Raw genomic sequence first — 17,782 nt, forward strand, 5'->3', positions numbered from 1 at the left:
TAGAGGAGGAATCACTTATGACAGCATCAGCAATTACAACAAACCAATTACAGGAAGCTATCCAAAAGAGATTATCTGATTACCAAGAACTAGCACTAGATATCCATAATCATCCGGAAGTGAGCAACTATGAATTCTATTCTACAAGCGTATTGGTCCATCAATTGGAAAAAGAAGGATTTGACGTAAAGACTGACGTAGCAGGACATCGCACTGGCTTCGACGCTCGATTTGTTTCTGGCAAACCAGGTCCAGTGATTGCTTTCCTAGCTGAGTTTGATGCTTTACCAGGTATTGGTCATGCGTGTGGGCATAATTTGTTTGGCACATATTCAGTGTTAGCAGCAAGTATCATCCGTGAAAGAATTGCAGAAATCGGTGGAGAAATCCGTGTATATGGTACTCCTGGCGAAGAAGGAGGAGAAAATGGCTCAGCAAAAGGCAGTTTTGTTCGTGAGGGATTTTTCGAAGATGTAGACGCAGCATTATGTGTGCATCCTGCATATCGCTATGGAAAAACAACAGAGTCATTAGCGAATGATCCAGTGGATATCAAATTTTATGGTGTAGCCTCCCATGCAGCAGCAGCTCCAGAAAAAGGAATCAATGCATTAGAAGCACTGATCCAAGTATTTAACGGCATCAATGCATTACGTCTTCAATTGCCAAAAGATGTCAATATCCACGGTATCATCACAGATGGTGGCGTAGCGGCAAATGTTATCCCAGAATATGCTGCAGGAAGATTTTATTTGAGAGCAAGCAATCGACCAACATTAGATGAAGTATACAAAAAAGTGGAAAATATCGTTAAAGGGGCAGCATTGAGTACAGGAGCAACTTATGAATTTGGCCTATTCCAAAATGCAGTTGATGATGTGATCGTTACACCTTCATTTGATGAATTGTTCTTCCAACATACTGCAGAAGCAGGAGTTCCGGAGGAAGAAATTGAACGGAAACTACGTACAAGCTTGGGCTCTTCAGATGTAGGTAATGTCAGCCAAGTGATTCCTACCATCCAACCAACTGTGTCGATTTCAGAAGATTATATTGCTGGCCATTCGGAAGAATTCAAAGCAGCGGCTAAGAGTGAAAAAGGATTGGCTTCGATTGCGATCGCGGCTGAATGTTTAGCAGCGACAGCGTTGGATCTTTTTGAAAAACCAGAATTGTTAGCACAGATCAAAGAAGAGCATCAACAAATCGTAGCAAAGAAAAAGGATGAGGGCTCTACGTTCTAAGCAATTCGTTGCAACGTTATTTTCAGAAAAATAAGAAAATTATTCCATTTAGGTTGACAAACAAAGAAGAAGAAGGTAAACTTCATGAAAGTCAACTTTTCACATAGTAGTATTTGGGTGTTTAGTCCAGAAAGTCGGTGGTTGCTGTGAACCGATCAAGCCTTGATGACGAAGTACATGAAAAGGATTCAATAATTGAATAGCTAATCAAAGTGAAAAACAGATCTGTTTTTAATTAAGGTGGTACCGCGGAGTCATTCGTCCTTAGTTGAAAACAGGTCTTTTTGTTTTAAATGAAGGAGGAAACGCAGATGAATTGTGGCGGGGTCATTCGATATTTACTCTTTTTTAGGTCTTAGATTAACTTAAAAAAGGAGAATTATCATGGAGAGAAAAGTAAAACCAAGTTTTAAAGAAGCAGTTTTAGTGTTAACAGTGATTGTATTAAGTATTGCGATTGGGGTAGTTGGGCTAAAATTATCACCCAATATCACAATTTTGGCAGCGATCGGCATGGTCATGCTTTACGCTGTTGTGAAGAGATACCCAACGGAATGGCTTCATGAAGGAATCATCAACGGGATAAAACCAGGGATCATTCCGATTTTTATCTTCATATTAGTTGGTTCACTGATTGCGGTATGGATACAAGCAGGGATCATTCCAACATTGATGGTCATTGGCTTCAAACTAATTAGTGTTCAATGGTTCGTTCCATCTGTATTTGTTGTTTGTGCAATTGTTGGTAGTGCAGTCGGTAGTGCCTTTACCGTTATGTCTACGATCGGCATCGCCTTTTTCGGCATCGGTACAACATTAGGACTGAACCCAGCTTTAGTAGTAGGTGCTATCGTGTCAGGGGCTGTCTTTGGTGATAAAATGTCACCTCTATCTGAATCAACTAATTTAGCAGCGGCAATCGTTGATGCGGATCTATTCAAACATATCAAGCATATGATGTGGTCAACAGTTCCTGCATTCATTGTTTCCTTCATCTTGTTTGCGATTTTAGGTCATACAAGTAAAGGGGCAAGTTTATCAGCAATCCAAGAAGTCACAACGACACTAGAAGCCAACTTTACCATCTCCATCTGGTCATTGATACCGTTATTTCTTATGTTGTTATGTGCATGGAAAAAAGTTCCCGCCATCTTGACCATCTTATTGAATATTGCTGTTGCAGTAGGTATGATTTTCATCCAAGACCCACAGACATCACTGAATGGATTAGCAACTGTCATCGAGTCAGGATTTGTAGCAAAAACAGGAAATCAACAAATTGATGCGTTACTTAGTCGAGGTGGAATCGAAAGCATGATGCCAACGGTTTCTCTGATTATTTTAACTTTGTCGCTAGGTGGTTTGCTTATTGAGTTTGGGTTGATCTCAACCGTTATGGATGTTGTTTCTAAAAAAATGACGAATACGCCAAAATTGATTTTTACTACTTTAATGACAAGTATCGGTGTGAATCTGTTTATTGGAGAGCAATTTTTATCAGTGATTTTGCCTGGTAATGCCTTTAAAGAAACATACCAAAAAGCTGGATTTGATCCGACCGTACTAGGACGGACATTGGAAGATGGCGGTACAGTTATCAATTACCTTGTTCCTTGGGGAATCGCCGGCAGCTTTGTAGCTAGTACTTTTGGGGTTCCAACGTTGACATACTTGCCATTTGTCTTCTTTAGTCTATTGTCTCCAGTGTTCTCAATGGTCAGTGCGTTTACCGGGTTAGGGGTGAACAAAGTCACTGAAGAGCTTGTGGATCCACAGCAAGAAAATGCACAATTGGAATAGGCATCTTTGTAAATCACCTTGTCTAGAAAACATCGGACCATCTCAAATGGGAAATCCATTTAGAGATGGTCCGATGTTTTTGCTTCAGGTTTTTGTGATACGGCTGTTTCTTTTTTCTAACAAAAACGGCTAGTCTGTATTGCAATAGAAGAACGCTAAAAAAAATAATGCCGACTTTTGTTCGCGTTGGCGATTATCACTCGCAGCTTTAACGCTTCATAGATCTTGTCCTAACTTTTATGAAAATACTTATTTTTCTTCTTCGATCATCCGTTTCATTTCTTTGATTTCTTTTTCTTGAGCTCCGATGATTTCTTCGGCTAATTTTTTTACTTCTGGATCTTTTAAATCTGCTCGTTTACTTGTTAAGATGGCAATGGAATGGTGGGGGATCATCGCTTTCATCCAGGCAACATCACCCACTGCAGTCTGGCTACGTACCATGAACAATGAACCACTGAATACAAGAAGACTTACTCCCAAAATAACTTTATTCAGTGTCTTATTTTCATACATTTTCCACATAAACAAAAGCATAATGATCGCCATGACTGCCCCCATCATCAAGGCCATAAATACACGAGTCTGACTAAAGAAAATATGATCGATGGAATAGACATTCAAGTACATCATCCCAAACATGATCACTGTTGAGACACCAATCATCAACAAAAACTTACTATACTTCTTCATAAAAAAACCTCTCCTTTAATGCTTTTTTCTATTTCTATCTTCTCAGTATAATAAAAAACAAGCAACTAAATGGCTTATGCCAATCTAGTTGCTTGTTTTTCTTAGCATTGATTCAAACATTTTTAGCCATTTTGTATGGCGAAAGAATCATTTTTTTTACGATAGCTAAAGAAAATGATCAAGTAAAGCAATGCAGTCAATACAGTAACCCCGATAGAATTTGTTAACAAGATACCTATCAAGATCAATCCTAAGATGACCAGAGCGAGTAAATTCACACATTTTGCAAACAAGGTACCTCGTTTTAAAGAGAGGATAAAAGCTGCGGCACTGATCATGATCCATATCACTAGTACTGTATAGGAGAGGGAACCGGCAAGATAACCAAACAATTCATCCCCTACAAAATAAGAAAGTACAACGCCAAGATATAAGATACTTGCACAAAAAAGTACAGAACGTTGAGGGACATGGTGTCGATTCAAAACAGCAAGTTTATTGGCTGGACCTTTTTTATCCTTCAATCGAAAATACAACAGTCGAGAAGAAGCATAGACACCGGAGTTGATTGACGAAAAGAGTGCGATTATGATCACAAAATTGACGATATCTGGTGCAAAAGGAATATTCATTTTTTCAAATACCATCACAAATGGGCTAACTGTTGTTCCTGCCAAATTATTCCAAGGGAAAATAATCAATAGTAAAAACAATGGAATAATATAGAATGAAACGATTCTTCCCATTACCCCACGAATTGCTTTGGGAATAGCTTTTTTAGGGTCATCAGCTTCACTAACCGTGATAGCGATCAGTTCTGATCCACCATATGAATAGATCACTACGAGTAAAGAGTTAATGACTCCTTTCATACCATGTGGAGCAAATCCGCCATGGTTCGTGATATTTTGCAAAGTAGGAAAAATACCATGTCCCAACATTTGCTGACCCACTAGATAGATACCGAAAATGATCAGCAAGATGATCACGCTGATTTTAGCAAAGGCTAACCAATATTCTGTTTCGGCAAATAATCGGACAGAATATAAGTTGATCAACGTAGTTAAAACAGCTAAGATCAAAACAAACGCCCAAGTAGGGATGTGAGGAAACCATAATTGCAAGAAAGAGGCTGCAGCAACTGCTTCTGCGATGATATTGATCGTCCACATGGAATAATAGACCCAATCCACAAAATCAGCAGAATGCGAACCTAAGAAAGGACGGACAAGGCCTGAAAGACCATGTTGAGTATCGCCACCATCTAGAACCAGTTTCCCTAAACCATTCATAACGATGAATAAGACACATCCGCCAATCAAAAAGGCAATCAAGACAGAAGGGCCGGCAATACCGATTGCTTCGCCACTTCCTTTAAATAAACCAGCACCGATAGCACCACCTAATGCAAGCATTGTGATGTGTCTGGAGCTAAGTTGTTTTTTTAGTTTGGTGTTTTTAGTTTTTTCCATAAAGAACTCCTTTTCTAGTAATATCAAACTGAAATGGTTGTTTTTTAATAATTAAATAATCAGCTACTTTGAAAATAACTTGTTTTATCATAACAAATTGTCTGATAATTTCAACTATTCTGTAAATATTTTCAGTTACTTTAATGAAAACATCATAAATTTGCCATAATGACTTGTACTAGTGAGTGTGATTGTTCGCTTTTATTTTGCGAAAGCAAGCGTTTTATTCGCTTTTTTGACCGTTAAGGCGATATGATAGCAAAAAGTAGTATTCTTCTATATTGAGATTTGAAAGCGAGGGGATTGAGATGACTGCATCACCTATTTTATTGATTCCAAAAAATCGATCGTTGTACTTTTTTCCATCTATTGATTCACTCGACGTAATAACAGCAAAAGAGTTATTTGTTCCAACATTTTTTTCTTCCTTCCAAAAAAAGTTGGCGACCTATGAACTGATCATTTTTTTAGATTATGGCTTTGAACTTGAGATGGCGCAAATGATTCGTCCCTATACAAATGCGAAGATCGTGCTTTTTTTCTGGAATCATTTCAAAGAAGAGCATTTCAATTTATTAAGAGCAGCAGAGCAAGAACCGGCAATCAATGAGATCTATCATTTTGATTTTCTAGAAGCACGAGAGATTGGATTGAAGCATAACAGTTCTTTTTATTCTAAACATATGGTTATGCCAATAGTCGAGATCACGTCTGATCTATTTTTTGGTGCGACGAACCATGGACGTAAAAAACGTGCAGAAGAGTACAGGCAAGAGTTTGAAAAACGTGGAATAAAACCAAATTATTTTATTCTTCCGCTGAAAGGAAACGAACAAGCCGGTTATCTTTCTTATACAGAATACCTAGAACGAACGGCTCATTCCCGGGGGATTTTAGAACTTGTACGGGAAGGACAACGGGGAGTGACATTGCGAACCTTTGAATCACTTTATTTTGAAAAAAATTAGTGACGGATAACGAAGCGGTGAAGCATTATCAATTTTACGATCCTCAAAATATTTTTCTTCTTCAAGAAAGAGCATTAGACGAATTGCCTGATTTTTTAGCTACACCTTATCACCCAGTTGATACAGCGCTTCTTGAATTTTTTGATGCACAAGCATGGGCTCAACGTTTTTTACAGCAAGATCAGGAAATATACCGACAGTATGAGTACCGTGAAGTAAAATAGAGGAAACGAACAAACAAGAAAAATGAAGTGAATGTGGGACAAATCTAAAAACCAGGTTTGCTACAGACCCTCGAATAAACGGCGTCCAAAAGCAAGGCTTTTTGGGAATTTCAAAAAAACGAGCATGGGACAAAAGTAAGAAACACTTTTGTCTCATGCTTAAAAAGAGAATAAACGGTGGGAGCAGAAGCCATTCCTAAAAAATAAGCAAAAATCCACAAAAATTGAGAAGCAATCCCTGTGGATTTCGGTTTATTTTCGGTTGTAAACATTTCTGTCCCAATCGCTTTTTGTCGTTCTATTTTTATTTGGCGGCAAGTAGTCCTTCTTTTGAGTGGATCAGTTGAGTCAGAAATGCACAATAAGGTGTTGGAATGTCATATTTTTGTCCTTTTTTCCATACCGCACCATTGATATAGTCGATTTCTGTTAATCGATGATTTTTGATCAGGTCTTGGTACATGGATGGATAATGCAATCCGATATTGTCAGGATCATAGGTTGCTTGGATATGTTGATTTACTTCTTCTTGATCGAGTTCAATACCTTCTTTTTCTGCAACTGCCGCAAATTCAGCAACGATGGTACGTACCATATCATTAGTTGGTTGCTGTTCGCCTAAACCAGCGATGTTGCAGTCTAAAACAGTACATAAACCATTTAGAGTACCGTTGACACAAGCTTTTTGCCAAATCGAATACCGGACATTGCTGCTATAAGTTGGATTTAATTTGGCATCTTTGAATACCGCAACAACTTCTTTTGCAAATGCTTCTCCTTCGGGTTCAAGATTTTCCAATTCGATCTCACCGTCCCCCAACAAAGTAACATGACCAGGTCCGTCTAATCCTGCTGTCCACATGGTGATCCCAAATAAGATATTCTTTTTCGGTACATATTTTTCTAAGACATCTTCGTGACCAAGACCATTCAAAAGACAAAGAACATGAGTCTGTTCCGTGATGATCGAGTTGATTGCTTGAAACATACCATCTAGCTGATTCGCCTTTGTTAGCGCAATGATCAAATCTGCTTGAATGTTACTTTTTATTACTTCTTCTGGGAAATAGATCGGGATTGCTTCAACGATTTCTTTCCCATTAAAATTTGCAATCAAACCATTGTTTCTGATTGCTTCGATGTGGGCAGGCCAGCGATCGATCAAAATCACTTCATTCCCGCTTTGATGAAGCATCAATCCCAAGCGACTACCCATTGCGCCAGCACCGGCTATAGCAATTTTCATATAAAAAATCTCTCCTTTTTTTACAATACCTCTTTAGTATATATAAAAAAGTAAAAAAAGAGCATTGTTTTGTTTGAAAAAAAGGAGAAGCCGTGTCTTACTAGAGGAGAGAAGAACAATTCAGGAGGAATGACCATGGATATAGTAGCTGCAATTGATTCCTTTAAAGGAAGTGCAACATCTCTCGAACTAAACCAAGCTGTGTTGGATGCATGGCAATCGAAAGAAGGCGAAAAAGTCAATTTGCCTGTAGCTGACGGAGGCGAAGGTACAGCAGAGGTGATTCATCATGCGCTAGGTGGTACGTGGCGTCAGCTGGAAGGAATTGATCTGCTTTTTAGGAAAAAAATCTGTCGTTATCTGCTGACGAGTTATCAAGGTAAAAAGATAGCAGTCATTGAGTCTACGGAAGTGATTGGGATCAACTTGCTGGCACAACCAACCGACCAAACAATTCGTTTAGCATCTAGCTTTGGCTTAGGTGAATTAGTAAAAGATGCCCAGAACCAAGATGTAGATCAGATCATCGTGACTTTGGGTGGAAGTGGCTGTTCAGATGGCGGTTTAGGGTTGCTTCAATCGTTAGGCGCCCGACTTGAAGGGGTCACGGAGGGGAATCCATTGCTTTCGACTAAAAAGATCGATCTTCGAAATCTACGAGAAGATTTTGGAGAAGTAGAACTATTGATAGCTGCTGATGTGACAAGCCCTTACACTGGTGCACAAGGGGCAGCCCGCTTATTTGGAAAGCAAAAAGGAGGCTCTCCCGAAACGTTGGTATTTTTAGATGAACAAGCTGTACGTCTAGCAAAACAACTGGCAACAGATTATGGCATCGGTCTAGATCGTTTGTCCGGAAGCGGTGCAGCTGGTGGTATTGGAGGGGCATTACTATTGTTAGGTGCTAAAATGGCTTCTGGATTTTCCGTTGTTTCGCAACTGATCGGTCTTGAAGAACAAATCAAGAAATCGGATCTTGTGATCACTGGCGAAGGGCGTATCGATAAGCAAACGATTCATGGTAAAGTTCCTTATGGTGTCGCTCGGTTAGCAAAAAAGTATGGAAAAACGATCATTGCCTTATGTGGAAGTCGTGAGAAAGATTTAGGAGAAGTAGCAAGATTTTTACCTAGTGTATTCAGTATCCAACTTGGGCCCATCTCTTTAGAAGAAGCAATGGGACACGAGGAGACGCTAACCAAAGTCAGTATCTTATCTGAGAATCTTAGTAGATTATTAGAAAATGAATGTCCTTAGTTGACAGATAGAAAAACAATATGTTAACCTAAGTGCAAATAAAGTGAAGTGAGGGATCCGCGCATTGAGAATTTAAGTCAATTATTGAAGCTGCATCAAGACTGTCTCCATCATACCATGGGGAGAGTGTGCAGATTTTCAGAATTGGCTAGTTCACAATGGTGGGGTCTCTTTTTTGTTCCCGTTCTTTAGTGACCAGTTCTGAAAATAGGACTGGTCTTTTTTTAGGGGGAATGAATATGTCCAAAGTAGAAATTAAACAATTAACCTTTGGCTATGACAATCAAACGACATTATTATTCGATCATGCAACACTAAATTTTGATACAATTTGGAAGTTAGGATTGATTGGCAGAAATGGTCGTGGAAAAACAACTTTATTAACTATTCTGCAAAATAAACTGGCTTTTCAAGGACAGATAAAACACCAACAAGAATTTCTTTATTTTCCACAAAAAGTAACAGAAAAAGAGCGTTTGACGTACTACGTTCTTGTTGATATCGCTGATTTTGAGCTTTGGGAAATTGAAAGAGAACTGAATTTGATGGAGACAGACGTGGAAATCCTATGGCGCCCCTTCGATACTCTATCTGGTGGTGAAAAAACGAAAGTCTTGCTGGCTCTTTTGTTCATTGACGATCAGCATTTTCCATTAATTGATGAACCAACGAATCATTTAGACGTGGTGGGAAGAAAGCAAGTCGCCAATTACTTGAAAAAGAAGAATCAAGGATTTATTGTCGTCAGTCATGACCGCGTATTTATCGATGAAGTGGTCGATCATGTGTTGGCGATCGAAAAAAGTCAATTGGAATTGTATCAAGGAAACTATTCTGTTTATGAAGAGCAAAAACGGTTAAAAGATGCGTTTGAAATCGGCCAAAATGAAAAAATCAAAAAAGAAGTGAGTCGTTTAAAGAAAACTGCTGCTGAAAAAGCAGAGTGGGCACGGTCTCGTGAAGGAGACAAAACGAAAAAAAGTGTTGGGTTTATTGATACAGAGAACCGACGAGTCAATCGTGGTGCAATTGGTGCTGATGCGGCTCGTACGATGAAGCGCTCGAAAGCAATCGTGAATCGAATGGAAACGCAAATCGATGAAAAAGAAAAATTATTGAAAGATATTGAATACATTGATCCGTTGACGATAAATGTGACCAAAACACATCATAAGCGCTTATTGGAAGTGGAGGATCTCCAATTAGGTTATGACGAGATGCTTTTCGCTCCGGTTCGCTTTTCTATCGAACAAAACCAATGTGTGGCATTGACTGGACCGAATGGTATTGGAAAGTCGTCGATCATACAGTACCTTCTTGGAGATTTTACTGGGAGAGCAGTTGGGGAAGTCAAGCAGCCGCAACAGCTAACGATTAGTTATGTCCGACAAAATTATGAAGATAACAAAGGGACCCTAAGCGAATTCGCCGAAAAGAATCAAGTGGATTATCAAGCTTTTTTGAATAATTTACGCAAACTGGGAATGGAAAGAGAAGTCTTTCATAATAAAATCGAGCAAATGAGTATGGGGCAACGAAAAAAAGTTGAACTTGCAAAATCACTGTCCCAAGATGCCGAACTGTACATTTGGGATGAACCGCTAAATTATTTGGATGTCTTTAATCAAGAGCAGTTAGAACAATTGATTTTAGAAAACAAGCCACCTATGCTGATCGTCGATCACGATCAAACATTTCTCAAAAAAATAGCAAGTCAGGTTGTCTTGTTGACGCCAGTGAGATGAATCCAAGAAGAGAAACTTGTTTGACGAGTGATTTATGATACAATCGAAATAGAATTAGCGAAGGGAAGTTATTTGATGTTATACGTGACCAGACATGGAGAAACAACATGGAATGCACAAGGGTTAGTCTGTGGCAGAGCAGATGTGCCTCTAACCGATAAAGGAAAAAGACAAGCAGAGTTATTAGCTGAAAAAGTCACACAACTAGATATACCTGTGACAAAAATCATCCATTCTCCTTTACAACGTGCCAAGCGAACAGCTCAATCTGTGGCTGACAGACTAGAATTATCAATGGAAGAAGATGATCGTCTGATCGAAATGGACTTTGGAAAGTATGATGGTGTACCGAGCAAAGACGCAGCTTTTCAGGAAGCACGTCAGGAGTTTGCTGTACGTTTCCCAAATGGTGAATCCGTGCTAGATGTCTATGCTCGTGTGGTTCCTTTGTTAAAAGAGTGTTTAGAAGATGAAGAGAACGTCTACTTGCTTGTTTGTCATAATGCATTGATGCGGGTGATCAATGCGTATTTCAATCCGATGCCAAACCATACTTTTTTTGATTTTTATGTGGATAACACTGAGCTAGTGACGTTCAAACAAACGATTGATTAAATAAAGCAACTAGTTTCTAACGTTGAAAGTCAGCTGGGGAAATAGTGGATGTGCGTAATTAAATGAAAGAAATTCTCTTTGATCAATGATGGGAAAATGAGAACTTTTCTTGATATAATTGCTTTGGGAAATTTTTTATTTGATAGGAGGAAGACGGACATTAGATGTCCGTCTTTTCTTTTATTTTCTGATCAAAATCACATCAAAAAAACCTTTTCAGAAATAAAATTAATATATTTTTATAAAAAAGTTGAAATTTCATTTCATTAGAGTTATACTCTGTTCATAGAAATGAAGACGGATACACAAATGGGGGAGAAAAATGTTTGGATTTTCGATTTTTATGAATGAACCTTTGACTGAAGAAAAGAAAGCATATATCAAACAAATGGCAGACAGTGAATTTAAAGGGATCTTCACGTCCATGCATATTCCCGAAGATGATCCCACGGCCTATAAGAAGCGTTTGATGGCACTGGGAGAATGTGCAAAAAAACATCAGCTTGATTTGATGGTTGATATTTCAGGGGATGCTTTAAGTCGTGCAGATTTTTCTTTTGAAGATTTGAAACCGCTAAAACAGATTGGTGTAACCGGTTTACGAATGGACTATCACATTTCGAATCAACAAATCGCTGACTGGTCTCATCAGATCAAAATCAGTTTGAATGCCAGTACGATAACACCTCAAGATGTCCAGGAATTAGAAGAAGCTAAAGCCGATTTTACTCAACTTGAGGCATGGCACAATTACTATCCACGTCCTGAGACAGGGCTTGACTATCAGTGGTATGCGAAAAAAAACCGCTGGCTAAAAGAACAGGGCTTCACGATCCAAGGATTTGTTCCAGGCGATAAAGATTTACGCGGGCCAGTCTATCAAGGATTGCCAACACTTGAAAAACATCGGAATATCCATCCTTTAGCAGCAGCCATTGAGTTAGCCGCTTGTCAAACAGATCTGGTTTATATCGGTGATGGTGGTTTGTCAGAAGAAGTGCGCGAGCAGTTTTTGATTTATCAGCAAGAACAAAGCATTTTATTGCATGTAGATGTAATTGATCATGAGTTTTGTGAATATGTTTTAGGAAATCATACTAATCGCCAAGATGATGCAAGAGATGTTCTCAGAAGTGCTGATGCACGTTTTAGAGAAATCCCATACATTCCAGCTCGTGATACGAATGAACGAAAAAAAGGATCGGTCACTTTAGATAATGAGAAATACTGTCGATATATGGGTGAGATCCAGATCACGAAACGAGACCTACCTGCAGATGAAAAAGTCAATCGGGTAGCGCAAGTCATTGAAGAAGAATTACCGTTACTTGAGCAAATACATGCAGGAGTAAATTTTAAACTAATCCAAAAAGAAAAGAAGGCAAATTAGATGAATACAATCAATTTAGAAAATTTAACAACTGAACGTAGAAATGAACAAACATTTGGACTTGATGAAATGAGTATCACGCAAGCTGTCAATTTGATGAACCAAGAAGATCAAAAAGTAGCACAAGCAGTATCAAAGGAGTTATGCAATATCGAACCAGTGATCGAACAAACAATCGAATCATTCAAAAAAGGCGGTCGCTTGATTTACATGGGTGCTGGTACAAGTGGAAGATTAGGGGTCTTAGATGCAGCAGAATGTGTTCCGACATTTGGCGTAGAGCCTGAAATGGTCGTTGGGCTGATCGCTGGCGGAGAAGCAGCAATGACAGTGGCTGTTGAAGGAGCAGAAGATTCTCTTGAGTTAGGAAGAGAAGATTTGATCAACTTACATCTGACAGAAAACGATATGTTGGTAGGTATCGCTGCAAGTGGACGGACACCTTATGTTATTGGCGGTCTTGATTATGCACGCTCGATTGGTGCCAAAACAGCGACGATTTCGTGCAACAAAGATGCAGAAATCAGTAAACACGCAGATTTTCCGATTGAAGTGGACGCTGGGCCAGAATTTTTGACCGGTTCTACTCGTTTGAAGTCAGGAACAGCTCAAAAATTGATTTTAAATATGATCTCAACAATCAGCATGATCGGTATTGGTAAAGTATTCAATAATTTGATGGTCGATGTTAAACCAACCAACGAAAAATTAGTAGAACGATCAAAACGAATCATTATGCAAGCAACAGACGTTGACTATGAAACGGCAGAGAAGTATTTTAATGAAGCAGAACAAAATGTCAAGTTAGCCATCGTTATGATTTTAACAGACAGTGACAAGAAAACAGCACAAGAAAAATTGGTTGACGCAAATGGGTTTGTAAAAGGTACCTTATAAGGGGGAAAAACACATGGCAAAAGAGGAATTGACTTTAGAAGAATTAGCTTCACGGATTTATGCTGGAGTAGGTGGAATGAACAATGTGGAAAGCATTGTTCATTGTATGACTCGTGTACGCATGAAGATCATCGACGATGCATCAGTCGATGTTGATGAATTGAAAGCGATACCTGGCGTTCTAGGTGTAGTAGAAGACGAGCAGTTGCAAGTCATTATCGGTCCTGGAAAAGTCAATAAGGTCGCTCAAGCAATGGTTGATCAAGCCGGAGTGAAATTAGGTGAAAAAATTTCTTCTGGTACACCTAAATCTACTAGCACGGATACATCTGGAAAAGCATTAGTGAATGAACGCGCTCAAGCAATGAAGGCAGCCCAAAAATCAAAACAGAAACCTTCTAAAATAAAATCGATCTTGAAAGATATCTCTAATATTTTTGTACCAATGATCCCTGCATTCGTAGGAACAGGGATTGTTGCAGGGATTGCAGCGGTCTTAGCTAACTTAGTGACAGCTGGTACGTTAGATGCTGCGACATGGCAACAATACATCGACATCATGAATATTCTGAAAAACGGAATGTTTAGTTATCTAGTTATCTACACGGGTATCAATGCGGCCCAAGTATTTGGCGCAACACCAACGCTTGGTGGTGTAATCGGTGCGGTTGTTATGCTTACTGGGATGAACCCAGAAGCACCTCTTAAAAACTTATTTACAGGTGATCCGTTGGCAGCAGGTCAAGGGGGAATCCTAGGAGTTATCTTTGCGGTATGGTTATTGTCGATCGTAGAGAAAAAATTGCATAAAGTAGTTCCTGATTCAGTCGATATCATCGTCACACCAACACTGTCATTGATCGTGATCGGGTTAGTAGAAATTTTCTTGATCATGCCACTAGCTGGATTTATTTCAGACGGTATGGTAGGCGGCATCAACTGGGTTCTAGGTGTCGGCGGTGCCTTTTCAGGTTTCGTATTAGGAACACTTTTCTTACCAATGGTTATGTTTGGATTGCATCAAATTTTAACGCCTATCCATGTACAAATGATTGATGAAACAGGCAAAACACTTTTCTTACCTATTTTAGCAATGGCTGGTGCAGGACAAGTCGGTGCAGCATTGGCTTTATGGGTTCGCTGCAAAAAAGACAAAGAATTAACTGAAATGATCAAAGGGGCATTACCTGTTGGGATTTTAGGGATTGGTGAACCATTGATCTATGGGGTAACATTACCATTAGGCCGACCATTTATCACTGCCTGTATTGGTGGAGGTATCGGTGGTGCTGTAATCGGAATGATCGGAAATGTCGGTGCCATTGCGATCGGACCTTCTGGAGCTGCATTGATTCCATTGATTTCTGATGGAAAATGGTATGGGTATGTCTTAGGGTTATTAGCTGCTTATGCAGGTGGATTTTTAGCAACTTTCTTCTTTGGAATCCCTAAAGAACAATTGGAAAAAGAAGCTCTTGCAGAAGAAACGATCACCAATAAACCTGTTGTACCAACTGTCGCTGCAACGAATATGGGTGCAAGTGAAATCACATTGACAGCAGTTGCGGATGGAACTGTTGAACCTCTTGAAAATGCAAGTGATCCTGTGTTTTCACAAAAAATGATGGGGGAAGGCTACTTCGTTGAACCTGTAAATGGACAAATCTATTCTCCTGTCACAGGAAAGGTCAGCTCAGTTTTCCCAACAAAACATGCGATCGGCATCACTACAGCAAATGGCTTGGAGATCTTGCTCCATATGGGAATCAATACAGTTGATCTCGGTGGCAAACCTTTTGATCTAAAAGTTGTAGAAGGACAGCAAGTGACTTCAGATACATTAGTCGCGGATGTGGATTTGGAAGCAATCAAATCAGCTGGAAAAGAAACATCAATGATGGTACTTGTTACAAATATGGATCGTGTTGCAAATTTTGTTCTTGAAAAAACGGGTAAAGCAAAAGCAAAAACACAAGTGATGGATGTCGAAACAAAGGCATAGAAAACAAAAAGTAAACTACCACCCTTGGTTGTCAGAATAATTTTCTAACAATCAGGGGCGGTAGTTTTTACGATTATTTACTTTATTGTTAAGAGGACTATTTCGCGTTATATGCAGAAAAAGTTTTAGCTAATATAGCATATACATTTGCCACATCTGTAGGAGTACCTCGTAATTCATAGTCGGCAAGAAATGGGAAGCCGAATTTTCTTGCGTACTGTTTGGCGGTCAAGCAGTACTGGTTGTTAAAGTTTTTGTTACCACTTCCAACGACACCAAGACAAAGTGTGTGGTTTTCTTCATATTCAAGATATTCACGCAACGTTTCAGTCAAGATCTCAGTGTCTCCGTTGTCCAGGTCGTTTCCACCATCTAAATAGGTAGGAACAAAAGTAAAGAAAGGTTCACTTTCTTTTTCAAAGGGACTGTTTTCATGGATTTCTTTTAATGAAATCTCCGGCATCTCAGGATTATCTGCGTGTTGCTTTTCAGCATATTCCGCTATATGTTTAGCAAATGCACGTGTATTTCCAGAGATGGATAGATACAAAATATTCATGCCGTTTCCTCCAATCATTCCTGTATAGTATAGCATCTTTTTGGTACTTTTTGTGAAAGGGTTTTGAGTCGATGAATATTCAAATTCCTTGTATAATTAGAAAAGAATCATTACAATTATTTTTCTATTAGAATTTTTATAAATAAAGTAAATTAGACGAAGTTTTGCTATACTTTTGCTAAAAGCGCTTTAATTTTGGAGGATGTTTAAATGGATACAGAGCGACAGAACAAAGGAATTGGATTGGTTCCATTAGCGGCCTTAGTAATTGGGTCAGCGATCGGAGGTGGCGTGTTTGGTATCATGACGGACATCTCAGGATCGGCTGGAGGCCCCGCTATTTTCAGTTGGGTACTTGTGGGTACGGCGATGATGATGCTCTCGTTATCAATTAATAATATCAATAAAAAGCGTCCAGAACTAAAGGGTGGAATTTTCAGCTATGCAGAAGCAGGTTTTGGTCGTTTCGCAGGTTTTATCAGTGGCTGGGGTTATTGGCTGACGTGTTGGCTAGGCAATGTGGCTTTTGCTACACTATTGATGAGCGCACTAGGCTACTTTTTCCCTGTCTTTGACGGCGGGCAAAATGGTGCATCGATCATTATGAGTACGATACTTCTTTGGGGGTATGCGTGGTTAGTCAATCGAGGAGTCGAAAATGCCAGTTATGTAAATGCTATTGTCACAATCTGCAAACTTGTTCCATTGTTCTTGTTTATTGTTGTTGCCATCAGCACGTTTTCGATCCAACAGTTTATAGATAATTTTTCGAGCGAGCTCATTTTGAATGCCAATGGGCAACCAATTCCTTTTTCAAGTCAGGTATTGAGCTGTATCATGGTGATGTTGTGGGTGTTTGTTGGGATTGAAGGGGCCTCAGTCGTGGGTTCCCGTGCTAAAAAGAAATCAGATGTCGGAAAAGCAACGATTCTGGGGATTTTTGGATTGATCATTGTATATGTCCTTGTTTCAATGCTTCCGTATGGCACGATGTCGATGCAAGAATTACAAGGAATCGATACACAGCCAGCAATGGGATATGTCTTTGAAATGATGGTAGGAAAATGGGGAGCTGTTTTGATCAATGGAGGATTGATCATTTCGTTAGTCGGAGTTTGGCTGTCTTGGACGATCTTACCGATTGAAACCATGCGAAATATGGCGGATGATGGATTATTGCCAAACCGTTGGGGAAAAGTGAACAAAAAAGGCGCACCGACATACGCGATTATTTTAACGACTATCTGTACAAATGTTTTCTTGCTCTCTTTATTATTTACAGACAGCGCCTATAATTTTGCGTATACGCTAGGTACAGCCGCAATCTTCTTTACTTGGTTATTCTTAGGGTTATATCAAATGAAACTCTCTTATCAAAGAAAAGAATGGGTTCAATTTCTGGTAGGCTGTTTAGCTACGGCGTTTCAGGTTTGGGCCATGCTTGTTGTAGCATTCAATGAAGTGATGTTGGTCTTAGTTTTATTCTTGCCAGGTATCGTTTTTTACCTGAGGCGAGAAAAGAACAGAATGAACCGATACCACATCTCCATCTGGACAGGATTTTATTGATCGTCGTCACAATGATTGGTTTGATTGCTTCTGTCTTGTTTGTGACAGGGATATTACATGTTTAAAAAATAAAAGAAAAAATCCAACCAAACTAGTAGGAT

General features: G+C 39.2%; 12 protein-coding genes and 2 pseudogenes. 10 read left to right on the plus strand and 4 right to left on the minus strand.

The window, feature by feature from the left end; genetic code table 11:
• Positions 1–17 precede the first annotated feature (17 nt).
• Both IGI47_RS04495 and nhaC read left to right on the plus strand, forming a co-directional pair.
• Positions 18–1,244 carry a M20 family metallopeptidase gene (locus IGI47_RS04495; protein WP_438783474.1) on the plus strand — a complete coding sequence of 409 codons (1,227 nt, stop codon included), beginning with the start codon at positions 18–20 and terminating at the stop codon, positions 1,242–1,244.
• A 384-nt stretch (positions 1,245–1,628) separates the two neighbouring features.
• Complete coding sequence (gene nhaC / locus IGI47_RS04500; RefSeq protein ID WP_438783476.1) at positions 1,629–3,044, plus strand: Na+/H+ antiporter NhaC; 1,416 nt, start codon at positions 1,629–1,631, stop codon at positions 3,042–3,044.
• A 249-nt stretch (positions 3,045–3,293) separates the two neighbouring features.
• Here nhaC and IGI47_RS04505 read toward each other — a convergent pair whose 3' ends face one another.
• Both IGI47_RS04505 and IGI47_RS04510 read right to left on the minus strand, forming a co-directional pair.
• Positions 3,294–3,737, minus strand: coding sequence for a DUF305 domain-containing protein (locus IGI47_RS04505; RefSeq protein WP_311930082.1), 444 nt, complete (start codon positions 3,735–3,737; stop codon positions 3,294–3,296).
• Between the two features lie 122 nt (positions 3,738–3,859).
• Positions 3,860–5,209, minus strand: a complete 1,350-nt coding sequence (locus IGI47_RS04510; RefSeq protein WP_311930083.1) for an amino acid permease — start codon at positions 5,207–5,209, stop codon at positions 3,860–3,862.
• A gap of 308 nt (positions 5,210–5,517) precedes the next feature.
• Between IGI47_RS04510 and IGI47_RS04515 the strand changes: the two are divergent.
• Positions 5,518–6,401: pseudogene (locus IGI47_RS04515) on the plus strand (oligosaccharide biosynthesis protein Alg14).
• 304 nt (positions 6,402–6,705) lie between these two features.
• Here the strand turns inward: IGI47_RS04515 and IGI47_RS04520 are convergent.
• A complete protein-coding gene (locus IGI47_RS04520) occupies positions 6,706–7,647 on the minus strand; it encodes a 2-dehydropantoate 2-reductase (RefSeq protein ID WP_438783477.1) in 942 nt (313 codons plus the stop codon).
• A gap of 135 nt (positions 7,648–7,782) precedes the next feature.
• Between IGI47_RS04520 and IGI47_RS04525 the strand changes: the two genes are divergently transcribed.
• From IGI47_RS04525 to IGI47_RS04550, 6 genes are all read left to right on the plus strand, one after another.
• A complete protein-coding gene (locus IGI47_RS04525; RefSeq protein WP_438783478.1) occupies positions 7,783–8,904 on the plus strand; it encodes a glycerate kinase family protein in 1,122 nt (373 codons plus the stop codon).
• A 239-nt stretch (positions 8,905–9,143) separates the two neighbouring features.
• Positions 9,144–10,649 (plus strand): Lsa family ABC-F type ribosomal protection protein, encoded by a 1,506-nt coding sequence (locus IGI47_RS04530; RefSeq protein ID WP_438783479.1) that lies wholly within the window; start codon positions 9,144–9,146, stop codon positions 10,647–10,649.
• A gap of 75 nt (positions 10,650–10,724) precedes the next feature.
• A complete protein-coding gene (locus tag IGI47_RS04535; protein WP_438784444.1) occupies positions 10,725–11,264 on the plus strand; it encodes a histidine phosphatase family protein in 540 nt (179 codons plus the stop codon).
• Between the two features lie 322 nt (positions 11,265–11,586).
• Positions 11,587–12,654, plus strand: coding sequence for a DUF871 domain-containing protein (locus tag IGI47_RS04540; RefSeq protein WP_311930088.1), 1,068 nt, complete (start codon positions 11,587–11,589; stop codon positions 12,652–12,654).
• Positions 12,655–13,551 (plus strand): N-acetylmuramic acid 6-phosphate etherase, encoded by an 897-nt coding sequence (gene murQ, locus IGI47_RS04545; protein ID WP_311930089.1) that lies wholly within the window; start codon positions 12,655–12,657, stop codon positions 13,549–13,551.
• 13 nt (positions 13,552–13,564) lie between these two features.
• On the plus strand, positions 13,565–15,553 hold the full coding sequence (locus IGI47_RS04550; protein ID WP_438783481.1) for a glucose PTS transporter subunit IIA: 1,989 nt from the start codon (positions 13,565–13,567) through the stop codon (positions 15,551–15,553).
• Positions 15,554–15,650: 97 nt separating this feature from the next.
• Here the strand turns inward: IGI47_RS04550 and nrdI are convergent, their stop codons facing one another.
• Complete coding sequence (gene nrdI / locus IGI47_RS04555; RefSeq protein WP_438783482.1) at positions 15,651–16,112, minus strand: class Ib ribonucleoside-diphosphate reductase assembly flavoprotein NrdI; 462 nt, start codon at positions 16,110–16,112, stop codon at positions 15,651–15,653.
• A 210-nt stretch (positions 16,113–16,322) separates the two neighbouring features.
• Here nrdI and IGI47_RS04560 point away from each other — a divergent pair.
• Positions 16,323–17,746 (plus strand): annotated as a pseudogene (locus IGI47_RS04560) (basic amino acid/polyamine antiporter).
• The last annotated feature ends 36 nt before the right edge of the window (positions 17,747–17,782 follow it).

Origin of the sequence: Enterococcus sp. AZ191, from assembly GCF_051713845.1 — a bacterium.
GTDB lineage: Bacteria > Bacillota > Bacilli > Lactobacillales > Enterococcaceae > Enterococcus_B > Enterococcus_B durans.

Coding starts and splice junctions, on each gene's coding strand:
- IGI47_RS04535 (WP_438784444.1), top strand. CDS start 10,725: ATGTTATACGTGACCAGACATGGAGAAACAACATGGAATGCACAAGGG.
- IGI47_RS04510 (WP_311930083.1), bottom strand. CDS start 5,209: ATGGAAAAAACTAAAAACACCAAACTAAAAAAACAACTTAGCTCCAGA.
- IGI47_RS04550 (WP_438783481.1), top strand. CDS start 13,565: ATGGCAAAAGAGGAATTGACTTTAGAAGAATTAGCTTCACGGATTTAT.
- IGI47_RS04540 (WP_311930088.1), top strand. CDS start 11,587: ATGTTTGGATTTTCGATTTTTATGAATGAACCTTTGACTGAAGAAAAG.
- IGI47_RS04505 (WP_311930082.1), bottom strand. CDS start 3,737: ATGAAGAAGTATAGTAAGTTTTTGTTGATGATTGGTGTCTCAACAGTG.
- murQ (WP_311930089.1), top strand. CDS start 12,655: ATGAATACAATCAATTTAGAAAATTTAACAACTGAACGTAGAAATGAA.
- IGI47_RS04530 (WP_438783479.1), top strand. CDS start 9,144: ATGTCCAAAGTAGAAATTAAACAATTAACCTTTGGCTATGACAATCAA.
- IGI47_RS04495 (WP_438783474.1), top strand. CDS start 18: ATGACAGCATCAGCAATTACAACAAACCAATTACAGGAAGCTATCCAA.
- IGI47_RS04525 (WP_438783478.1), top strand. CDS start 7,783: ATGGATATAGTAGCTGCAATTGATTCCTTTAAAGGAAGTGCAACATCT.
- nrdI (WP_438783482.1), bottom strand. CDS start 16,112: ATGAATATTTTGTATCTATCCATCTCTGGAAATACACGTGCATTTGCT.
- nhaC (WP_438783476.1), top strand. CDS start 1,629: ATGGAGAGAAAAGTAAAACCAAGTTTTAAAGAAGCAGTTTTAGTGTTA.
- IGI47_RS04520 (WP_438783477.1), bottom strand. CDS start 7,647: ATGAAAATTGCTATAGCCGGTGCTGGCGCAATGGGTAGTCGCTTGGGA.